The sequence below is a fragment of the Arachidicoccus sp. genome (assembly GCF_050436765.1).
In the GTDB taxonomy this organism is placed as follows: domain Bacteria; phylum Bacteroidota; class Bacteroidia; order Chitinophagales; family Chitinophagaceae; genus Arachidicoccus.
The window spans coordinates 9,893-24,282 of sequence record NZ_JBNQGD010000227.1 but is presented as its reverse complement, the minus strand read 5'-3'; the positions used below and the strand labels follow the sequence as shown (position 1 = coordinate 24,282).

Genomic DNA, 14,390 nt, shown 5'->3' with positions numbered 1-14,390 from the left:
TTTAAATTGTTTTTACGGTGGTATGCAGAGGCCAGTGACCTTGCAATTTCAAGGTCTTCTCAATTACATCACGCACGCAACCGCTACCACCTTTAAAAGAGGATATATATTGCGCGAGATTTTTTATTTCGGTAACGGCATCTGCAGGGCAAGTTCTAATACCTGCGGTTTGCATCACCTCGAAATCAGGAATGTCGTCTCCCATATACAATACCGAGTCTTGTTGAAGTCCCGATTTCTGCAAATAGTCGTCAAAGCATTTTTTCTTATCACTAATGCCCATGAAAATATGTTGAATGCCTAAATATTCCAGCCTTTTTTCTGCCCCGGATTCTTTTCCTCCTGAGATAATTGCTACCGAAAATCCCTGCTTAATGGCCATTTGAATAGCATAACCGTCTTTAGTATTCATACTACGCGCCATGATTAAGTGTTCGTCCGGCAATATCAATACATCGCCGTTGGTCAAAACGCCGTCAATGTCAAAAACAAAAGCTTTTACTTTTTTAAATAGTTCCAATGCATTCATAATAGTATTTTAGGATTAAACAAAAGTAGAAAATAAAAGATGAAACTGCGGTTACAGTATGTTATATAAAAAAATAAATGTGTATTTTTGGGAAATAAGAATTTGGTTTTAAAAATAAAAAGAAAAGATTATGCCCTCATTTGATATTGCCTGTAAAGTAGATGTGCAAACTTTGGACAATGCTATAAACACCGTAAGAAAGGAGATATCGGGTCGTTATGATTTTAAAAACTCTCCTGTAAATATTGAATTAGATAAAAAGAATTTTGTAGTAAGTCTGGAAGTAGAAAGTGATATGAAGATGAAACAGTTGATTGATGTGATTATTAGCCGTTCGATGAAACAAGGGATAGATGCTTCCGCTTTTAACTTTGAAAAGGATGCCTATCCGAGCGGAAAAGTGATAAAAAAGGAGGTGCCGGTACAAAATGGATTGCAACAGGACGATGCGAAAAAAATCGTGAAGCAGATAAAAGACAGCGGAATAAAAGTGCAGGCACAAATAATGGATGATATTGTGCGCGTTACGGGGAAGAAAATTGATGATTTGCAAGAAGTGATAGCTCTTTTGAGATCCTCGGATCTAAAATTACCTTTGAGTTTTGTGAATATGAAGTGAATCTCCTCACGTTAAAAATATTGGTGTCAGAAACTTTTATGCGTTGATGCGCCCTTGTTTATAAATCTTCTTCAGGTATTAAAATAAATAGCCTATTTTCGCACTTTATATTATATATGGAATACAATACCGAACGCTCACTCCTGAGCATGAAAGAATATGGTCGACATATTCAAAAGATGGTGAATTATCTACTGACCATTGAGGATAAAACAAAAAGACAGGAACAAGCCAGTATTTTAATTGAGCTAATGGGCTTTTTGAATCCGCATCTGAAAAACGTGGAGGATTTTCGCCACAAACTTTGGGATCATCTTTATTATATGAGTGGTTTTAGTTTAGATGTTGATAGCCCTTACCCCATTCCAACCAAAGAAACTTATAAAGTAAAGCCCGATCCGCTCCCTTATCCTAAGCGATATCCGAAAAAAAGGCATTTAGGTAAAAATATTGAGAGAGTCGTTGAGAAGGCTTTGGCTGAAACGAACGATGAAAAGAAACAGGGTTTTGCAAACTCTATTGCTTATTATATGAAATTATCCTATAATAATTGGCATAAAGAAATGGTATCGGATCAGGCGATTCAGGTGGAATTGGATGCCATTTCGGGCGGACAGCTTTCTGTAGACAACATTCCTTCTGTACGTAAAGAACGCGAAGATTTCAAACCGAATAATGGGCGTAAGAACTTTGGTGGCCGAACCAATAATGGTTCTCGCACGGGTGTTGGAAATGGCCGGAGCAACAATGGAAATCGGGGTGGTAATGGCGGCGGCAATAATAATGGCGGCCGTAACAACAATAACAATAACAATAACAACCGCGGTACAGGCTTTAAAAAGCGGTACTAAAATTTTTAAGTTTTAAATGACATTAAGGAGTCTAAATTTTTAGGCTCCTTATTTTTTTATAAGTAATCTTTTAAAGGCGGTGGTGTCTCCGCCAAAAACATTAAAATCTACATTGCCTTGGATCCCATATATATGAGCGTTTTCGCTATGTTGCCAAAAATCCCAATGACGTTTTACCTTTGGCCTGTTTTCTTCTAAATAATGTGCAACCCACAAGGGATAGTGGTCAAAATTTGCTGCTAAGAAATTATCGTAAAAAGTTGCATAGCTATAAATTATAGGCTTGACATTATAATACGCTTCAACTATCGAAAGATAATCTTTCAGTTCTTTTTGCATCATTTTTGGAGAAGTACCATATAGCTGCTCTACATCTACTATAGGAGGTAAATCACCAGCTGATAGTTTTACATTTTTAATGAAGTTCTTTGCTTGTGCTTTACCGCTTTTTGTTGCAATAAAAAAGTGATAAGCGCCCCTTACGAATCCTTGAGTTCCGGCTTCTTGCCAATTGATTTTAAACTGTTTATCCGTATTACAAAGGCCTTCTGTGGCTTTAATAAAAATAAAATCTATTTGTACATTTTCCTCCTGCATCGCTTTTACCTCTGGCCATTTTATAATACCCTGATGGCTACTTACATCGATGCCATGCAAGGGTAAATTCTGCGGGATGTCTATGCCAAAGTCTTTGTAGTAAACAAAATGTGCCGGTTCATTTTTCCTTAATGAAATTATAAACTCTGCGAGGGAGAATAAAATAAGGAGCAAAAAAGCACCTATTAGAAAATTCCATATTGTCCTTTTTTTCCTCTTCTTTCTTTTTTTTGGCATAACAGCGTTCACTAGGAGAACAAATATCCTGAATTATTAGGATAAAAATTGATTGAAAGGGAATGTTTTAAGATCTTCTTCATTTTGTTAAAAAAAACTTTTTTTGGTCAAAAATTAAACAACTGTTTGATTTTTAATATTATTACTTGTAGTTTTGCGACTGCCAACTGTTGTTTCATGTAATAACGTTGTTTAAACATTATTTATTTTAGATTGAAAGATCTCTCAAAATAGTGCAGTTAGTTTATATAATTTTTTTGCACAAGTATTTAGGGGACTTTGTTTGAAAAATCAGGAGAATTTCTACAAATGAAAAAATATATTTATTTAATTAGCTGTTTTCTTTTTTGCTTCACTACGGGAAGGTCGCAGGAACGTGACAGTATTATCTCGGATAGTGTTTCGGTGGAAGCTTGCGTTAGCTATGCTTTACAGCATTATCCTTTGTTGCAGCAATCGGTAGTATATGAGGCATTAACCAGTAGTGAAATAAAGTCTAAATTAGACGATTGGTATCCTCAAATAGGGGTGAACGGAACTGTACAACATGATTTTCAGTTACCAAGGAGTGTAGTGGGGGGACAAATAAAAAACGCCGGATTAACCAACAATTCTGCTGTGCAGTTTGGGCTTACCCAAAACATCTTTAATCGTGACGCATTATTGGCTTCCCAAACAAAAAATATGGTCATGAAGGCCGCAAAACAAGATACCAAGGCAGAGAAAATAGATGTGGCTGTAGGTGTGAGTAAAGCATATTATGATGTGCTTTTGACACAACAACAAATTAATGTTTTAAATGAAGATATTTTACGTTTGAAAAGAAGTTTGAAAGATGCCACGAGTCAATATAATGCTGGCGTGGTAGATAAAATTGATTATAAACGAGCGACTATTTCTCTTAATAACTCTGTAGCACAAGAACAATCTTCCAAAGAATTATTAAAAGCGAAATATGCGTATTTGAAACAGTTGATGGGATATCCCATGGACCGACCTTTATTAATAAGCTCAGATACATCTAAATTGGAGCAAACGGCTATGATCGACACCTCGACTGAAGTTGATTTTAGAAACAGAATAGAATATCAACAATTGCAAACGCAAGAGCAATTGCAACTGGCCAATCTTAAATATCAAAAATGGAGTTATTTGCCGACTATTTCTGCCGTAGCCAGTTACAATTTAAATTTTATGAACGACCAATTTGGACAATTATATAATCGAAATTTCCCCAACTCTTTTGTTGGTCTGCAATTGGGATTGCCTATTTTTCAAGGCGGGAAGCGAAAAGAATCTATCAATCAGGCAAAATTGCAAATAAATATTACGGAATTAAGCAAAACAAATATGGTGAATGCTGTTAATGCAGAATATCAAAACGCTATGGCTGTTTATAAAGGAGATTATGCCAATTACTTTGCCTTAAAAGAAAATCTTGCCCTGGCACTAGATGTCTATCAAACATTATCGTTACAATATAAAGCAGGTGTAAAAACCTATTTAGATGTAGTAACTGCGGAAACTGATTTGCGCTCTTCACAAATAAATTTTGCCAATGCATTGTACCAGCTTTTGAGCGATAAATTAGATGTTCAAAAAGCATTGGGAGAAATTCAAAACTAAAATAAAAAATAAAAATGCCAGTAATGATGTCATTCGAAAATATACGAAAAATAACAGGTGCCTCTCTTCTCGTTTTGTTTGCTTCTTGTAGCTCTCAAAATAATAAAACAGCCAGCCTGCAGGCTAATCCTGCTGTTTACGTTTCCGTAGACACAGTGAGATCGGCAAACGCGCAGTACTTTGAAGAATATCCGGGTACGGTTACAGCTTTTAAGCAGATCGCGCTTACTTCTCAAGTGAATGGTTATATAAAAGGTATTTATTTTAAAGATGGTCAAAATGTTGAAAAGGGCCAAAAACTTTATGCTATTGACGCACAGGTGTATGATGCAAATTATCAAAATGCTGTGGCTCAATTGGAAGTTCAAAAGGCTAATTTAACCAAGGCGCAAAAGGATGCAGAACGTTACCACGAATTGGATAAACAAGATGCCATTGCGAAACAACAAGTGGATTATGCTGATGCTGCATTGCTAACGGCTCAGAAGCAGGTTGCTGCGGCTAAGGCTGCAGTAAACGCGGTAAATGCGAATGTACAATTCTCGACGATCTATGCGCCTTTTAGCGGTTCTATTGGCATTTCAAATGTGCAAGTAGGTACGGCAGTTGTGGCGGGCCAAACGGTACTTAATACTATTTCTACCAATAATCCTATTGCTGTAGATTTTAATATTGATCAATCACAACTTTACCGTTTTGAACAGTTAAGAACGAAGGTGAATGATGACAGCCTTTTCACGATTGTTTTCGGGACAGATGTATATCCGGAAAGTGGTCATATTGCTTCAATTGACCGTGCCGTGGATCAGACAACGGGAACGATTAAAATTCGTTTGAGTTTTGATAATAAGGACAATTTATTAAAGCCCGGAATGAGTAATATTGTGCGTGTTAAAAATAATTCTGGCAATAAATCTATACTTATTCCTGCTAAGGCCTTGACAGAACAATTAGGTGAATTCTTTGTTTACTTAGTAGGCGACAGTAGTAAGGTTACCCAACAAAAAGTACAAATTGGCCAAACAATTGGTTCCAATGTTATTATTGCCGGTGGATTAAATGTCGGACAAGAAATAGTGGTCGAAGGCCAGCAAAAACTACATGAAGGTTCTACAATTACTACGACACAAAATTCTGGCTCACAAAAATAATTGCGGGTAAGCCTGAAGGGTTTACACATAAAATAATTACTAAAGAATGATAGCAGATACTTTTATTAAACGGCCAATTACAGCAATTGTTATTTCAATTGTGATAGTTCTGGTGGGTATAATTTCCATTTTTTTATTACCCATATCACAATATCCGGATATTACGCCGCCAACGGTTTCGGTAACGGCTAACTTTACTGGCGCTGATGCCAAAACGGTGGAAGAAACTACAACGACTCCTATTGAAACACAGATTAATGGCACACCGGGAATGACCTACATGACAAGTAACAGTACCGGGGATGGTTCAAGTAGTATTTCTGTGAACTATGGGATTGGTACGAATGTCGATATTGCTTCGGTAGATGTACAAAATAGAGTCAATGTAGCATTACCCACCTTGCCAGATGCTGTAAAAAGAATTGGTGTAACGGTGCGGAAAAGAAATCCGGATATGATGATGGTTTTGGCGATGTATTCTCCTCATGGTACCCATGACGCTAACTTTTTGGGCAACTTTACGAATATATATCTAGAGCCTGCTATCTTGCGTGTGCCGGGGGTGGGCGACGCAAAAGTTTATGGGGATAATTTTAGTATGCGTGTTTGGCTTGATCCAACAAAATTAGCCGCGTTAAATATGTCACCAACTGATGTGACTAGCGCAATTGCGAATCAAAACTTAGAAGTTGCAGCAGGTACTTTTGGTGCGACACCACAGCCTCATCAGCAAGCTTTTGAATATACTATATTGACAAATGGACGGCTTAATACTGTTGATCAATTTAAGGATATTATTGTGCGCACCAATCCTACCGATGGAAGTTTAATTCGATTAAAAGATGTGGCGCGCGTAGAGTTAGGTAAATATACTTACTCAAATAATGCCTATGTTCTAGATGGTAAACCTTCTGCTTTTTTTATTATCTATTTGGCACCGGGGGCAAATGCCTTAAGTACTTATGATGGTATCATGAAGGAATTGGCGACTCTGAAAAAAACATTTCCCAAAGATGTGGATTTTGCGATTCCATCAGAATCCGCTACGGTTGTAAAAGCCTCTATTCATGAGGTTTTAATAACATTTATTGAGGCGTTGACTCTAGTAGTATTGGTAGTATTTTTGTTTTTGCAAAACATTCGGGCGACCATCATTCCATTATTGGCAATCCCTGTATCATTAATAGGTACATTTATCTTCTTTATTCCACTTGGATTTTCTATCAATACGCTTACCTTATTCGCCTTTGTCTTAGCGATTGGTATTGTGGTGGATGATGCTATCGTGGTGGTCGAAGCGGTCCAACATTATATTGATTCTGAAAAAATATCTCCTAAAGATGCTACCAAAAAAGCGATGAATGATATCTCGGGACCGGTAGTAGCTATTGCCTTAATTCTGGCGGCGGTATTTGTTCCCGTAAGTTTCGTGCCGGGAATTTCTGGAAAATTGTATCAACAGTTTGCTATTACAATTGCGGTTTCTGTAATTATTTCGGCATTCATTGCGCTTTCTTTAACGCCTGCCTTATGTAGCTTGTTGTTGAAACCGCATAAAGAAAAAGCGAATAACAAAAATCTTTTAGATAAATTTTTTGCCCGATTCAATCGTTGGTTTGGGAAGGTTACGAATAGTTATGTGAAATCTGTCTCTAGATGGATTAGAAATACACCATTGGTTATTGGAATGATGGTGGTTTTAGTGGTAGGACTTATTTTCTTATTTAAAACAAAGCCAACAGAGTTTATTCCGCAAGAAGACGAGGGTCGTTTATATGTTACTTATGTAATGCCTGAAGGGACATCAACTACACGGAGTGTGGCGATGTTGAATCGGATATTAGATTCCTTACAAACTATTCCGGCAGTAAATGTAGCAGGAGGTTTGGCTGGTTTGAATATTGCAGATGGTTCTAGTAAATCAAATGCAGGAACCGTTTTTGTCCATTTGAAAGACTGGTCGGAACGAACTGCGGATAAAGATAAATTAAAGGGCGTAATCGCTGAGATAAATAAACGTACTGCCAACATTAAAGAGGCCTCCATACGCGCCATAGGTCCGCCGGCCATCAGTGGTTTAGGAGCGACATCTGGTTTTAATTTGCAGTTAGAGCAAACAAGCAGTACAGATGATATACAGAAGTTCGAAAAAGTAGCGCAAAACTTTGTTGCGCAAGTAAATAAAAGAAAAGAAATTGCCGGTGCATTTACTTACTTTAATCCACACACACCAGCTTATCAGGTAGATGTTAATAGAGACAAAGCGGAGAAAATGGGCGTGAACGTTAGTGATGTTTACAGTACCATGTCCACATTGCTCGGAAGTTCCTACATCAATGATTTTAATTTATATGGAAGAAACTTTAGAGTAGTGGCTATGGCCGATAGTTCTTTTAGAAGTTCTCCTGCTGACTTAAATCAATTTTATGTAAGAAATTCCCTTGGTGGTATGGTACCGGTAGGCTCTTTAATAGACTCGATTCAATTGATCGAAAACCCTTCTGTAATCTCTCACTACAATATTTACCGCTCGATTGCCATTACAGGTGGTGCAGCTCCGGGGTATAGTAGTGGTCAGGCAATTGAAGCCTTGAAAGAAGTAGCTGCCAAATATTTGCCTTCAGGTTATGGGTACGAATTTTCTGGAATGACAAGAGAAGAAATTTCGGCGGGCTCGAGTACTTTATACGTATTTATTGCCTCTATTGTTTTTGTCTTTTTGTTTTTGGCTGCATTATATGAAAGCTGGAGTGTACCTTTCTCTATTTTGTTTGCCGTGCCAATTGGTTTGTTTGGCGCAATACTTACATTGACTTTAATACCTCATTTGACCAATAATATTTACGCACAGATTGGTATGATTACCATTATTGGGCTGGCGGCAAAAAATGCCATATTAATTGTCGAGTTTGCTAATGAAGGCGTACATCAGGGGCGGGATATTATTGAAGCGACGCTACATGCGGTGCAAATAAGGCTGCGGCCGATTATCATGACATCGCTGGCTTTTATCTTAGGAGTAATGCCATTAGCATTTGCCGAAGGTGCAGCATCTGTATCGCGCCAAACGATTGGTTGGACGGTTCTCGGCGGTATGTTTGCGGCCACGTCGCTCGCCATTTTTGTCGTTCCGGTCTGGTTCGTGTTTATTACGAAATTGAGTAAGCGTAAAAAAGTTAAAGTTGAATTAACTGATTAAACAGTCTGGTTCATCATATTTATAAAGCCCTGTCGTCGCCAGATTGCAGGGCTTTCTTCTGAGCAAATAACGATTAATTGAATCGCTCAACTCTAGTTGTGAAATTCTTATTCTGACATTAAGAAGCATAGTATTAAAAGAAAGAATGACCTATGCTTTCGATAGGTAGTTATTTCCCGATACGGAATCTAAAGAAGCGTTTATTAATGCAGGTTTACGTAGCTCAAGGTGTACAAAAGTGGTACAAGATTAAGATGCTGCAACATCTTTATTTTCTACATTTTCACAAGAATTTCGTCTTGACAAACACCTATGAATAAAGGGTTTTATCTTACAGTTAAGATAATCAAACAATTAACAACTCCCGATTGAGCCTGTGATAATTGATATATTTTGCCTGTACACCAACAAGTATAGCTCAAATTTTCTATTAAAATGTTTTAATTAATCTACTTATTAATTCTCTATTGGATTTGCTAACTTCAAAATCTTTTGATAGATTTGGCCATTTACTAATTGCAGTAATTGTTTGCTCGATGACATTCTCTATGAATTCTTTTGATAGTTTGGCTTCCCTTCCTAATTTAGTCAGATGTTTGACGGTTATATTTCGTCCTTCTCCCATTACCATAGTACTTTGTTCGCCACCTGGCCCATTGGAGAAAGTAAGATCATAAGCGGGCGATAATTTCCATTCACCAAATTCATTCATCAAAAACGAAAAATTCTTAGCATGGTCGTCTCTATTGTGTGCCATAACATTGAAAACTGCTAACCGAAACATTTTTTCTACCTCTCGAATATCTTTGGTCAAAACACCTGTCAATGATAATAAATCTTCATAATCAAGAGACGGAAACCTAAAATTACTGTGAACAAGTCCACTGACTGTATGCATATGGAGACGCTTATTTCCTTCTCTATCAAAACGATTAACTGCAAAATAGCCATTCCTTTTCTGGGACGGAAACAAATGCACATCAGGCATTTTAATTCCAGCATCTACTGCCATTAGGGCGTAAATGTATTCTATTGCACCCGCATCTTTCCCATCTAACGAGTTTGGAAATTTCACTATCCAAGATTCAAAACCATCGCTTAACAAATTCGCTCCGTAAGATATATTTTTTCTTTCTACATCAACGCCAATCAATGCTTTTGGTCTAGCTCCAGCAGAAGATCCATTCAAAGCTAAAAGTTCTGCAATCACTTCTTCTGAATCACCTTGCAAAACTCCTTCAGTTTGGGTTGCCAACAAATCCAAATCAATCATTTCATTACTACTACTTGGACTCTGGCCCGGCTCATAAACTAACGCCCCCATACCATGCAACCCCACATACCCTAGACGATCAAGTGGTGAAATATCCGATGGAGAAATTCCTTCCGAGCGAAGTAAACGGTCAAAAAGTAATCTTCCCCAGCCATCGGGCAAACTATCATTGAAGACACCAGCGAGACCTTCGAAAGGATCTCTTGGAAGCGCTATTACATCTCGTTGTAAAGGAAGTTTTATAGGTGAAATTTCTAAATCGGTTTGCAGAAATTCTTCATCGTATTGAAAATAGATGATGCCATTATGAATTGCCAAACGTCCAACTGGTTGAATTCCAGAACCGAAATTCAATCCTACTTTTATTTCTTTGATGTCTATTTTCATTTTCTGTTTCCTCGTTTTTTAATTGGTTTTTCCTCTGATTTTAGTACATCATCAATAGATTTAAAACTCTGCTCCCTTGGTTTTAAAGCATCAATCATTTCTTCTACTCCACCAACAACTGAAAGCAATTTTAGAAATGAATCCAAAGAAATCAAACCTTTTTGTTCAAATTTCCTTAGAGTTGGTAAAGGAACACCCGATCTTTCAGCCAAACCTTCCTGTGTGAGCTCCATTTGCAAACGTCTTTCACGAATATTATCGACAAGTTTTTTTTGAACTTTAGCCAAGGAAATAAATAACATAATAGTAGTACTTATTATAATGATTCAGCAATAAATAATATTATTGTATTACAAATATACGGAATTATTACAAGAGATGTGACACGCAGGGTCAAATTAACGCCTAATTACACTGCAAAATTTCAGAAATATTATTTTATATTAGAATGCTTTTAAATATTTTGAAGAAATATTATATCACTAACGTTGTGTTGTTTATAAATTTAGTTCTTTGAAAATATTGATATGATTGAGTTACAGGAGATTTTGTGTCTGCAACGATTTGAAATTGAATTAACCAAAAAAATATAATTTTATGATAATCATAAGGTTATGCATTCATGTAAATATATATTTAGTCAAATCATCGCCTTAATTTCACCAAGATCGTTCAAAACCATTGTAGATCGGCATTCTGGAGACTACAAGGCGCAAAAATTCACTTGTTGGAAACAGGTTTTATGTATGGCTTTTGGCCAATCGCTTACTATTAGTAAAAGTTTTTACAAGGATTTAGTGAATCGTTACAACAAGTATTTTAATATTAGATTTTCTCCCAAAGTGCAATCTTCTAACCAGCGAAATGTGTAGCATTCCTTTCAAAACTTAGACAAAGAATTTCATGGGTTTGTGCCCTCTGCAAGTATCAGCTATAAACGATTATCAATATGGAGATTACTCGGACAAATTTAATCTGCGATACCACAATACCGTTGACTATCCTTTCGGCGGAACAGCTAACGCCGCTGGCAGATAGCTCCGACGCTTATTCTCTGCAACAAGGCAATGTAAATTTGAAACCTTACCGCAGGCAAAATATAGCTTTCAATTTTAATCATAATACGCAGCATTCCAGAAATGATTTTGGTTATGGCTTAAATATATCCGTCTACAAAACGGATGATAATATTATCGACAGCAGTTATTACGATAATAGTGGCAAGCGTATTGGTTATCTCGTTAATGTAGGCGACGGTGTTAAAGGCGTGTCTGTCGCAGGTAGTTTTCAAAAATCTTTTAAGTTTCAAAAAAATCAATTGCAGCTAAGAGGAAATACTAATTTCTCGGTCTCTAAAAGCCCGTCTTATGTAAATGGTGTATTTAATTTGTCTAATAGTTTTAATAATAACTCTTATCTGAATGTGTATTATACCTACGGAGATATTTTAAACTTGAGCGCAAATCAATCGGGAAATTTTTATCATTCAAAATCTGAAGTCAATAAATATAACTTTAAAAATGCTACTTTGACTACCAGCTTTAGCGCCAGTGTAAATTGTACAAAGAGATTAAACGTTGGAAGTAATGTTAATTACAATCATAGCACCTCTTCGAACTCCAGCGCCATATGTGAGCATCATTAATTATGGGAATATCAATTCGCTCACAGTCGGCACACAAAATGTATTGTAGCATTACTTTATGTTCACTGTTTCTTACTTTCCGAGACAGTTTGGTAAGAAGGAAAAGAAGTAATTTGTAAGGGGGCTGTTTTTGAAAGAGTTAATTTCTTTTAGAAACAATGTGTAATTTTATTACATAAATTATCATTATGCAAACAAGTTATCCGGTTGTTATTTGTGGTGCAGGTCCTACGGGTCTCATGATGGCTGCTCAACTGCTGCGTTTTAATATTGATTTTTTAATTGTAGACAAAAAAGCAGCACCCACCAATGAATCCAGAGCGGTAGTGGTACAGGCGAAAAGTATGGAAATTTATGAACAATTAAATTTGTCGGATGAAATTTTGTCCGATGCTATAAAAACCGATGGCTTGTGTTTTTGGCGAAATGGTAGAAAAATATCTCACGCGTCTTTTAAGAATTTTGGTTCAGATATTACTCAGTTTGATTTTTTATTGATTTACGAACAGAGTAAAAATGAGCTTTTGTTGTACAATTATTTGAGGAAAAATCAGCAAGAAGTTGAATGGAATACGGAGTTTATTGCTTATCGAAAAGAGGGGGAAGGTTTTATAGTCTCTTTAAAAAAAGAGAATAATACAGTGGAAATAGAGGCGCAATATTTAATTGCTTGTGATGGAGGTAACAGTGCTTTGCGTATGCAAGCCCTTATGCCCTTTACAGGAGGTACTTATGAACACGTCTTTTATGTGGCCGATACGCATATTCACGCAAATATTTGCAGAAGCAGTTTAAACTTCTTTGTCGCGAGAGATACCTTTAATTTGTTTTTTCCGATGCTAGGTGAAAAGCGTTATAGAGCCATCGGAATTTTGCCTAAGGAATATTATCATAAAAAGGAGATTACTTATCAGGACGTAAGTCAGCAAGTAGATAAAGATGCCGGGATGGATTTAGGTTTTTATGAAACGCAATGGTATTCTACTTACAAATTGCATCATAAGAAAGTAAAGGCTTTCAATATAGGTAATCTTTTTTTTTGTGGAGATGCTGCCCATGTGCATAGCCCAGCTGGTGGACAAGGAATGAATACCGGTCTGCAAGATGCATATAATTTGGCTTGGAAACTGGCGATGGTCATACAACAAAAAGCCAAACCGAATTTGCTTTCAACCTATCATGAAGAGCGGAATCCGGTTGCAGAAAATTTATTGAGGACGACCGATAGGCTTTTCTCCTTGATGTCACAAGACCAGTGGTTCAATGCTTTGATGCGTCAGTATATCGCTCCGACTGTCGCCCCAGTACTATTGAGGATAAAGGCGTTGAGACGAAGGTTTTTTTTATTGGCTTCGCAAGTTGAAATCAATTATTTGGACTCTTCCCTAGCAAAAGGTAAATGTGGAAAATTGAAGGCCGGGATGCGTTTCCCCTATTTTAATCTTTTGGTTGCAGGAAAAAGTATCTCGGTTTTTCATTTGATCCGTGATAATTCACTGTTGCCTTTATTGCTTTTTTATTTTAATATTTCCAGACCAAATTTTAATCATCCATCTATTCTTGAAGTAGAAATAGAGCATAATAATTTTAATGAACAGGTGCTTAGAAAAGTAGGTTTTACCTCCTGCTTTGTTTGTTTGATCAGGCCAGATAATTATATTGCCTATCTCAGTGAATCTTTTAATGACGGAGACTTTCAGCAATTTATAAAAATGTTTTTATATGATGTGGCGTAAACGCCATCGTTTTGATGTGAATGGGATGTAAGGCACAAAATATTCGGATGTAAAAAAAATTGCGCAGTTTTCTTGTTGTAAGATATTCCAATAAGGAAAATGATAAAAATCGACGACTGCAAAAGTCGTCGATTTTTATCATTTGAGTTGGTCATTCTCTAACTACCTCCAATCTAGGTTAAAAACGATGAATTGGTTTGCGCTGAAGTTTATAAATTTCCTCTTAATTCCTGCTCCCTTTCTATTGCTTCAAATAGTGCTTTGAAGTTGCCTGCACCAAAACTTTGTGCTCCTTTACGTTGAATAATTTCGAAAAAGAGGGTAGGGCGGTCTTCTACCGGCTTTGTAAATATTTGTAACAGATAACCCTCTTCATCACTATCTACCAAGATACCCAATTTTTCTAATGGTGCGATGTCTTCGTCGATTTTACCAACTCGTTTACTTAACTGTTCATAATAAGTTTTTGGAGGAGCGCTCAAAAATTCTACGCCGCGTGACTTTAAATCGGTTACTGTTTTTACAATATCGTGTGTAGCT

General features: G+C 36.7%; 12 protein-coding genes and 1 pseudogene. 8 read left to right on the top strand and 5 right to left on the bottom strand.

Features of this window, described 5'->3' with window-relative positions; genetic code table 11:
* Position 1: 1 nt before the first annotated feature.
* Positions 2–529, bottom strand: coding sequence for a KdsC family phosphatase (locus ACQR30_RS10080; protein ID WP_429734622.1), 528 nt, complete (start codon positions 527–529; stop codon positions 2–4).
* A gap of 130 nt (positions 530–659) precedes the next feature.
* On the opposite strand from ACQR30_RS10080, the gene ACQR30_RS10075 reads away from it, so the two are divergent.
* Positions 660–1,148 carry a YajQ family cyclic di-GMP-binding protein gene (locus tag ACQR30_RS10075; RefSeq protein ID WP_429734620.1) on the top strand — a complete coding sequence of 163 codons (489 nt, stop codon included), beginning with the start codon at positions 660–662 and terminating at the stop codon, positions 1,146–1,148.
* Positions 1,149–1,264: 116 nt separating this feature from the next.
* The gene (locus ACQR30_RS10070) at positions 1,265–1,999 is read left to right on the top strand and encodes a DUF4290 domain-containing protein (RefSeq protein ID WP_429734618.1); all 735 of its coding nucleotides are present in this window, start codon (positions 1,265–1,267) and stop codon (positions 1,997–1,999) included.
* A gap of 48 nt (positions 2,000–2,047) precedes the next feature.
* Here ACQR30_RS10070 and ACQR30_RS10065 read toward each other — a convergent pair whose 3' ends face one another.
* Positions 2,048–2,770, bottom strand: a complete 723-nt coding sequence (locus ACQR30_RS10065) for a glycoside hydrolase family 25 protein (protein ID WP_429734616.1) — start codon at positions 2,768–2,770, stop codon at positions 2,048–2,050.
* Positions 2,771–3,142: 372 nt separating this feature from the next.
* Here ACQR30_RS10065 and ACQR30_RS10060 point away from each other — a divergent pair, with 372 nt between their 5' ends.
* The 3 genes from ACQR30_RS10060 to ACQR30_RS10050 are packed head-to-tail and all read left to right on the top strand — an operon-like array spanning position 3,143 to position 8,809.
* Positions 3,143–4,459 carry a TolC family protein gene (locus ACQR30_RS10060; RefSeq protein ID WP_429734613.1) on the top strand — a complete coding sequence of 439 codons (1,317 nt, stop codon included), beginning with the start codon at positions 3,143–3,145 and terminating at the stop codon, positions 4,457–4,459.
* 23 nt (positions 4,460–4,482) lie between these two features.
* Positions 4,483–5,610 (top strand): efflux RND transporter periplasmic adaptor subunit, encoded by a 1,128-nt coding sequence (locus ACQR30_RS10055; RefSeq protein ID WP_429734611.1) that lies wholly within the window; start codon positions 4,483–4,485, stop codon positions 5,608–5,610.
* 46 nt (positions 5,611–5,656) lie between these two features.
* Positions 5,657–8,809, top strand: a complete 3,153-nt coding sequence (locus ACQR30_RS10050) for an efflux RND transporter permease subunit (RefSeq protein ID WP_429734609.1) — start codon at positions 5,657–5,659, stop codon at positions 8,807–8,809.
* A gap of 430 nt (positions 8,810–9,239) precedes the next feature.
* Here the strand turns inward: ACQR30_RS10050 and ACQR30_RS10045 are convergent, their stop codons facing one another.
* Together ACQR30_RS10045 and ACQR30_RS10040 are read right to left on the bottom strand one after the other, a co-directional pair.
* A complete protein-coding gene (locus ACQR30_RS10045) occupies positions 9,240–10,469 on the bottom strand; it encodes a type II toxin-antitoxin system HipA family toxin (protein WP_429734607.1) in 1,230 nt (409 codons plus the stop codon).
* On the bottom strand, positions 10,466–10,771 hold the full coding sequence (locus ACQR30_RS10040) for a helix-turn-helix domain-containing protein (protein ID WP_429734606.1): 306 nt from the start codon (positions 10,769–10,771) through the stop codon (positions 10,466–10,468). The genes ACQR30_RS10045 and ACQR30_RS10040 overlap by 4 nt, the downstream gene beginning before the upstream one ends.
* 312 nt (positions 10,772–11,083) lie before the next feature.
* Here ACQR30_RS10040 and ACQR30_RS10035 point away from each other — a divergent pair, with 312 nt between their 5' ends.
* The 3 genes from ACQR30_RS10035 (at position 11,084) to ACQR30_RS10025 (ending at position 13,850) form a co-directional block, all read left to right on the top strand.
* Positions 11,084–11,341 (top strand): DUF4372 domain-containing protein, encoded by a 258-nt coding sequence (locus ACQR30_RS10035; protein ID WP_429734604.1) that lies wholly within the window; start codon positions 11,084–11,086, stop codon positions 11,339–11,341.
* Positions 11,342–11,418: 77 nt separating this feature from the next.
* Positions 11,419–12,114, top strand: a complete 696-nt coding sequence (locus tag ACQR30_RS10030; RefSeq protein WP_429734602.1) for a hypothetical protein — start codon at positions 11,419–11,421, stop codon at positions 12,112–12,114.
* 188 nt (positions 12,115–12,302) lie between these two features.
* The gene (locus ACQR30_RS10025) at positions 12,303–13,850 is read left to right on the top strand and encodes an FAD-dependent monooxygenase (RefSeq protein ID WP_429734601.1); all 1,548 of its coding nucleotides are present in this window, start codon (positions 12,303–12,305) and stop codon (positions 13,848–13,850) included.
* 209 nt (positions 13,851–14,059) lie between these two features.
* Here the strand turns inward: ACQR30_RS10025 and ACQR30_RS10020 are convergent.
* Positions 14,060–14,390 (bottom strand): annotated as a pseudogene (locus ACQR30_RS10020) (4-hydroxyphenylpyruvate dioxygenase); the annotation flags it as partial.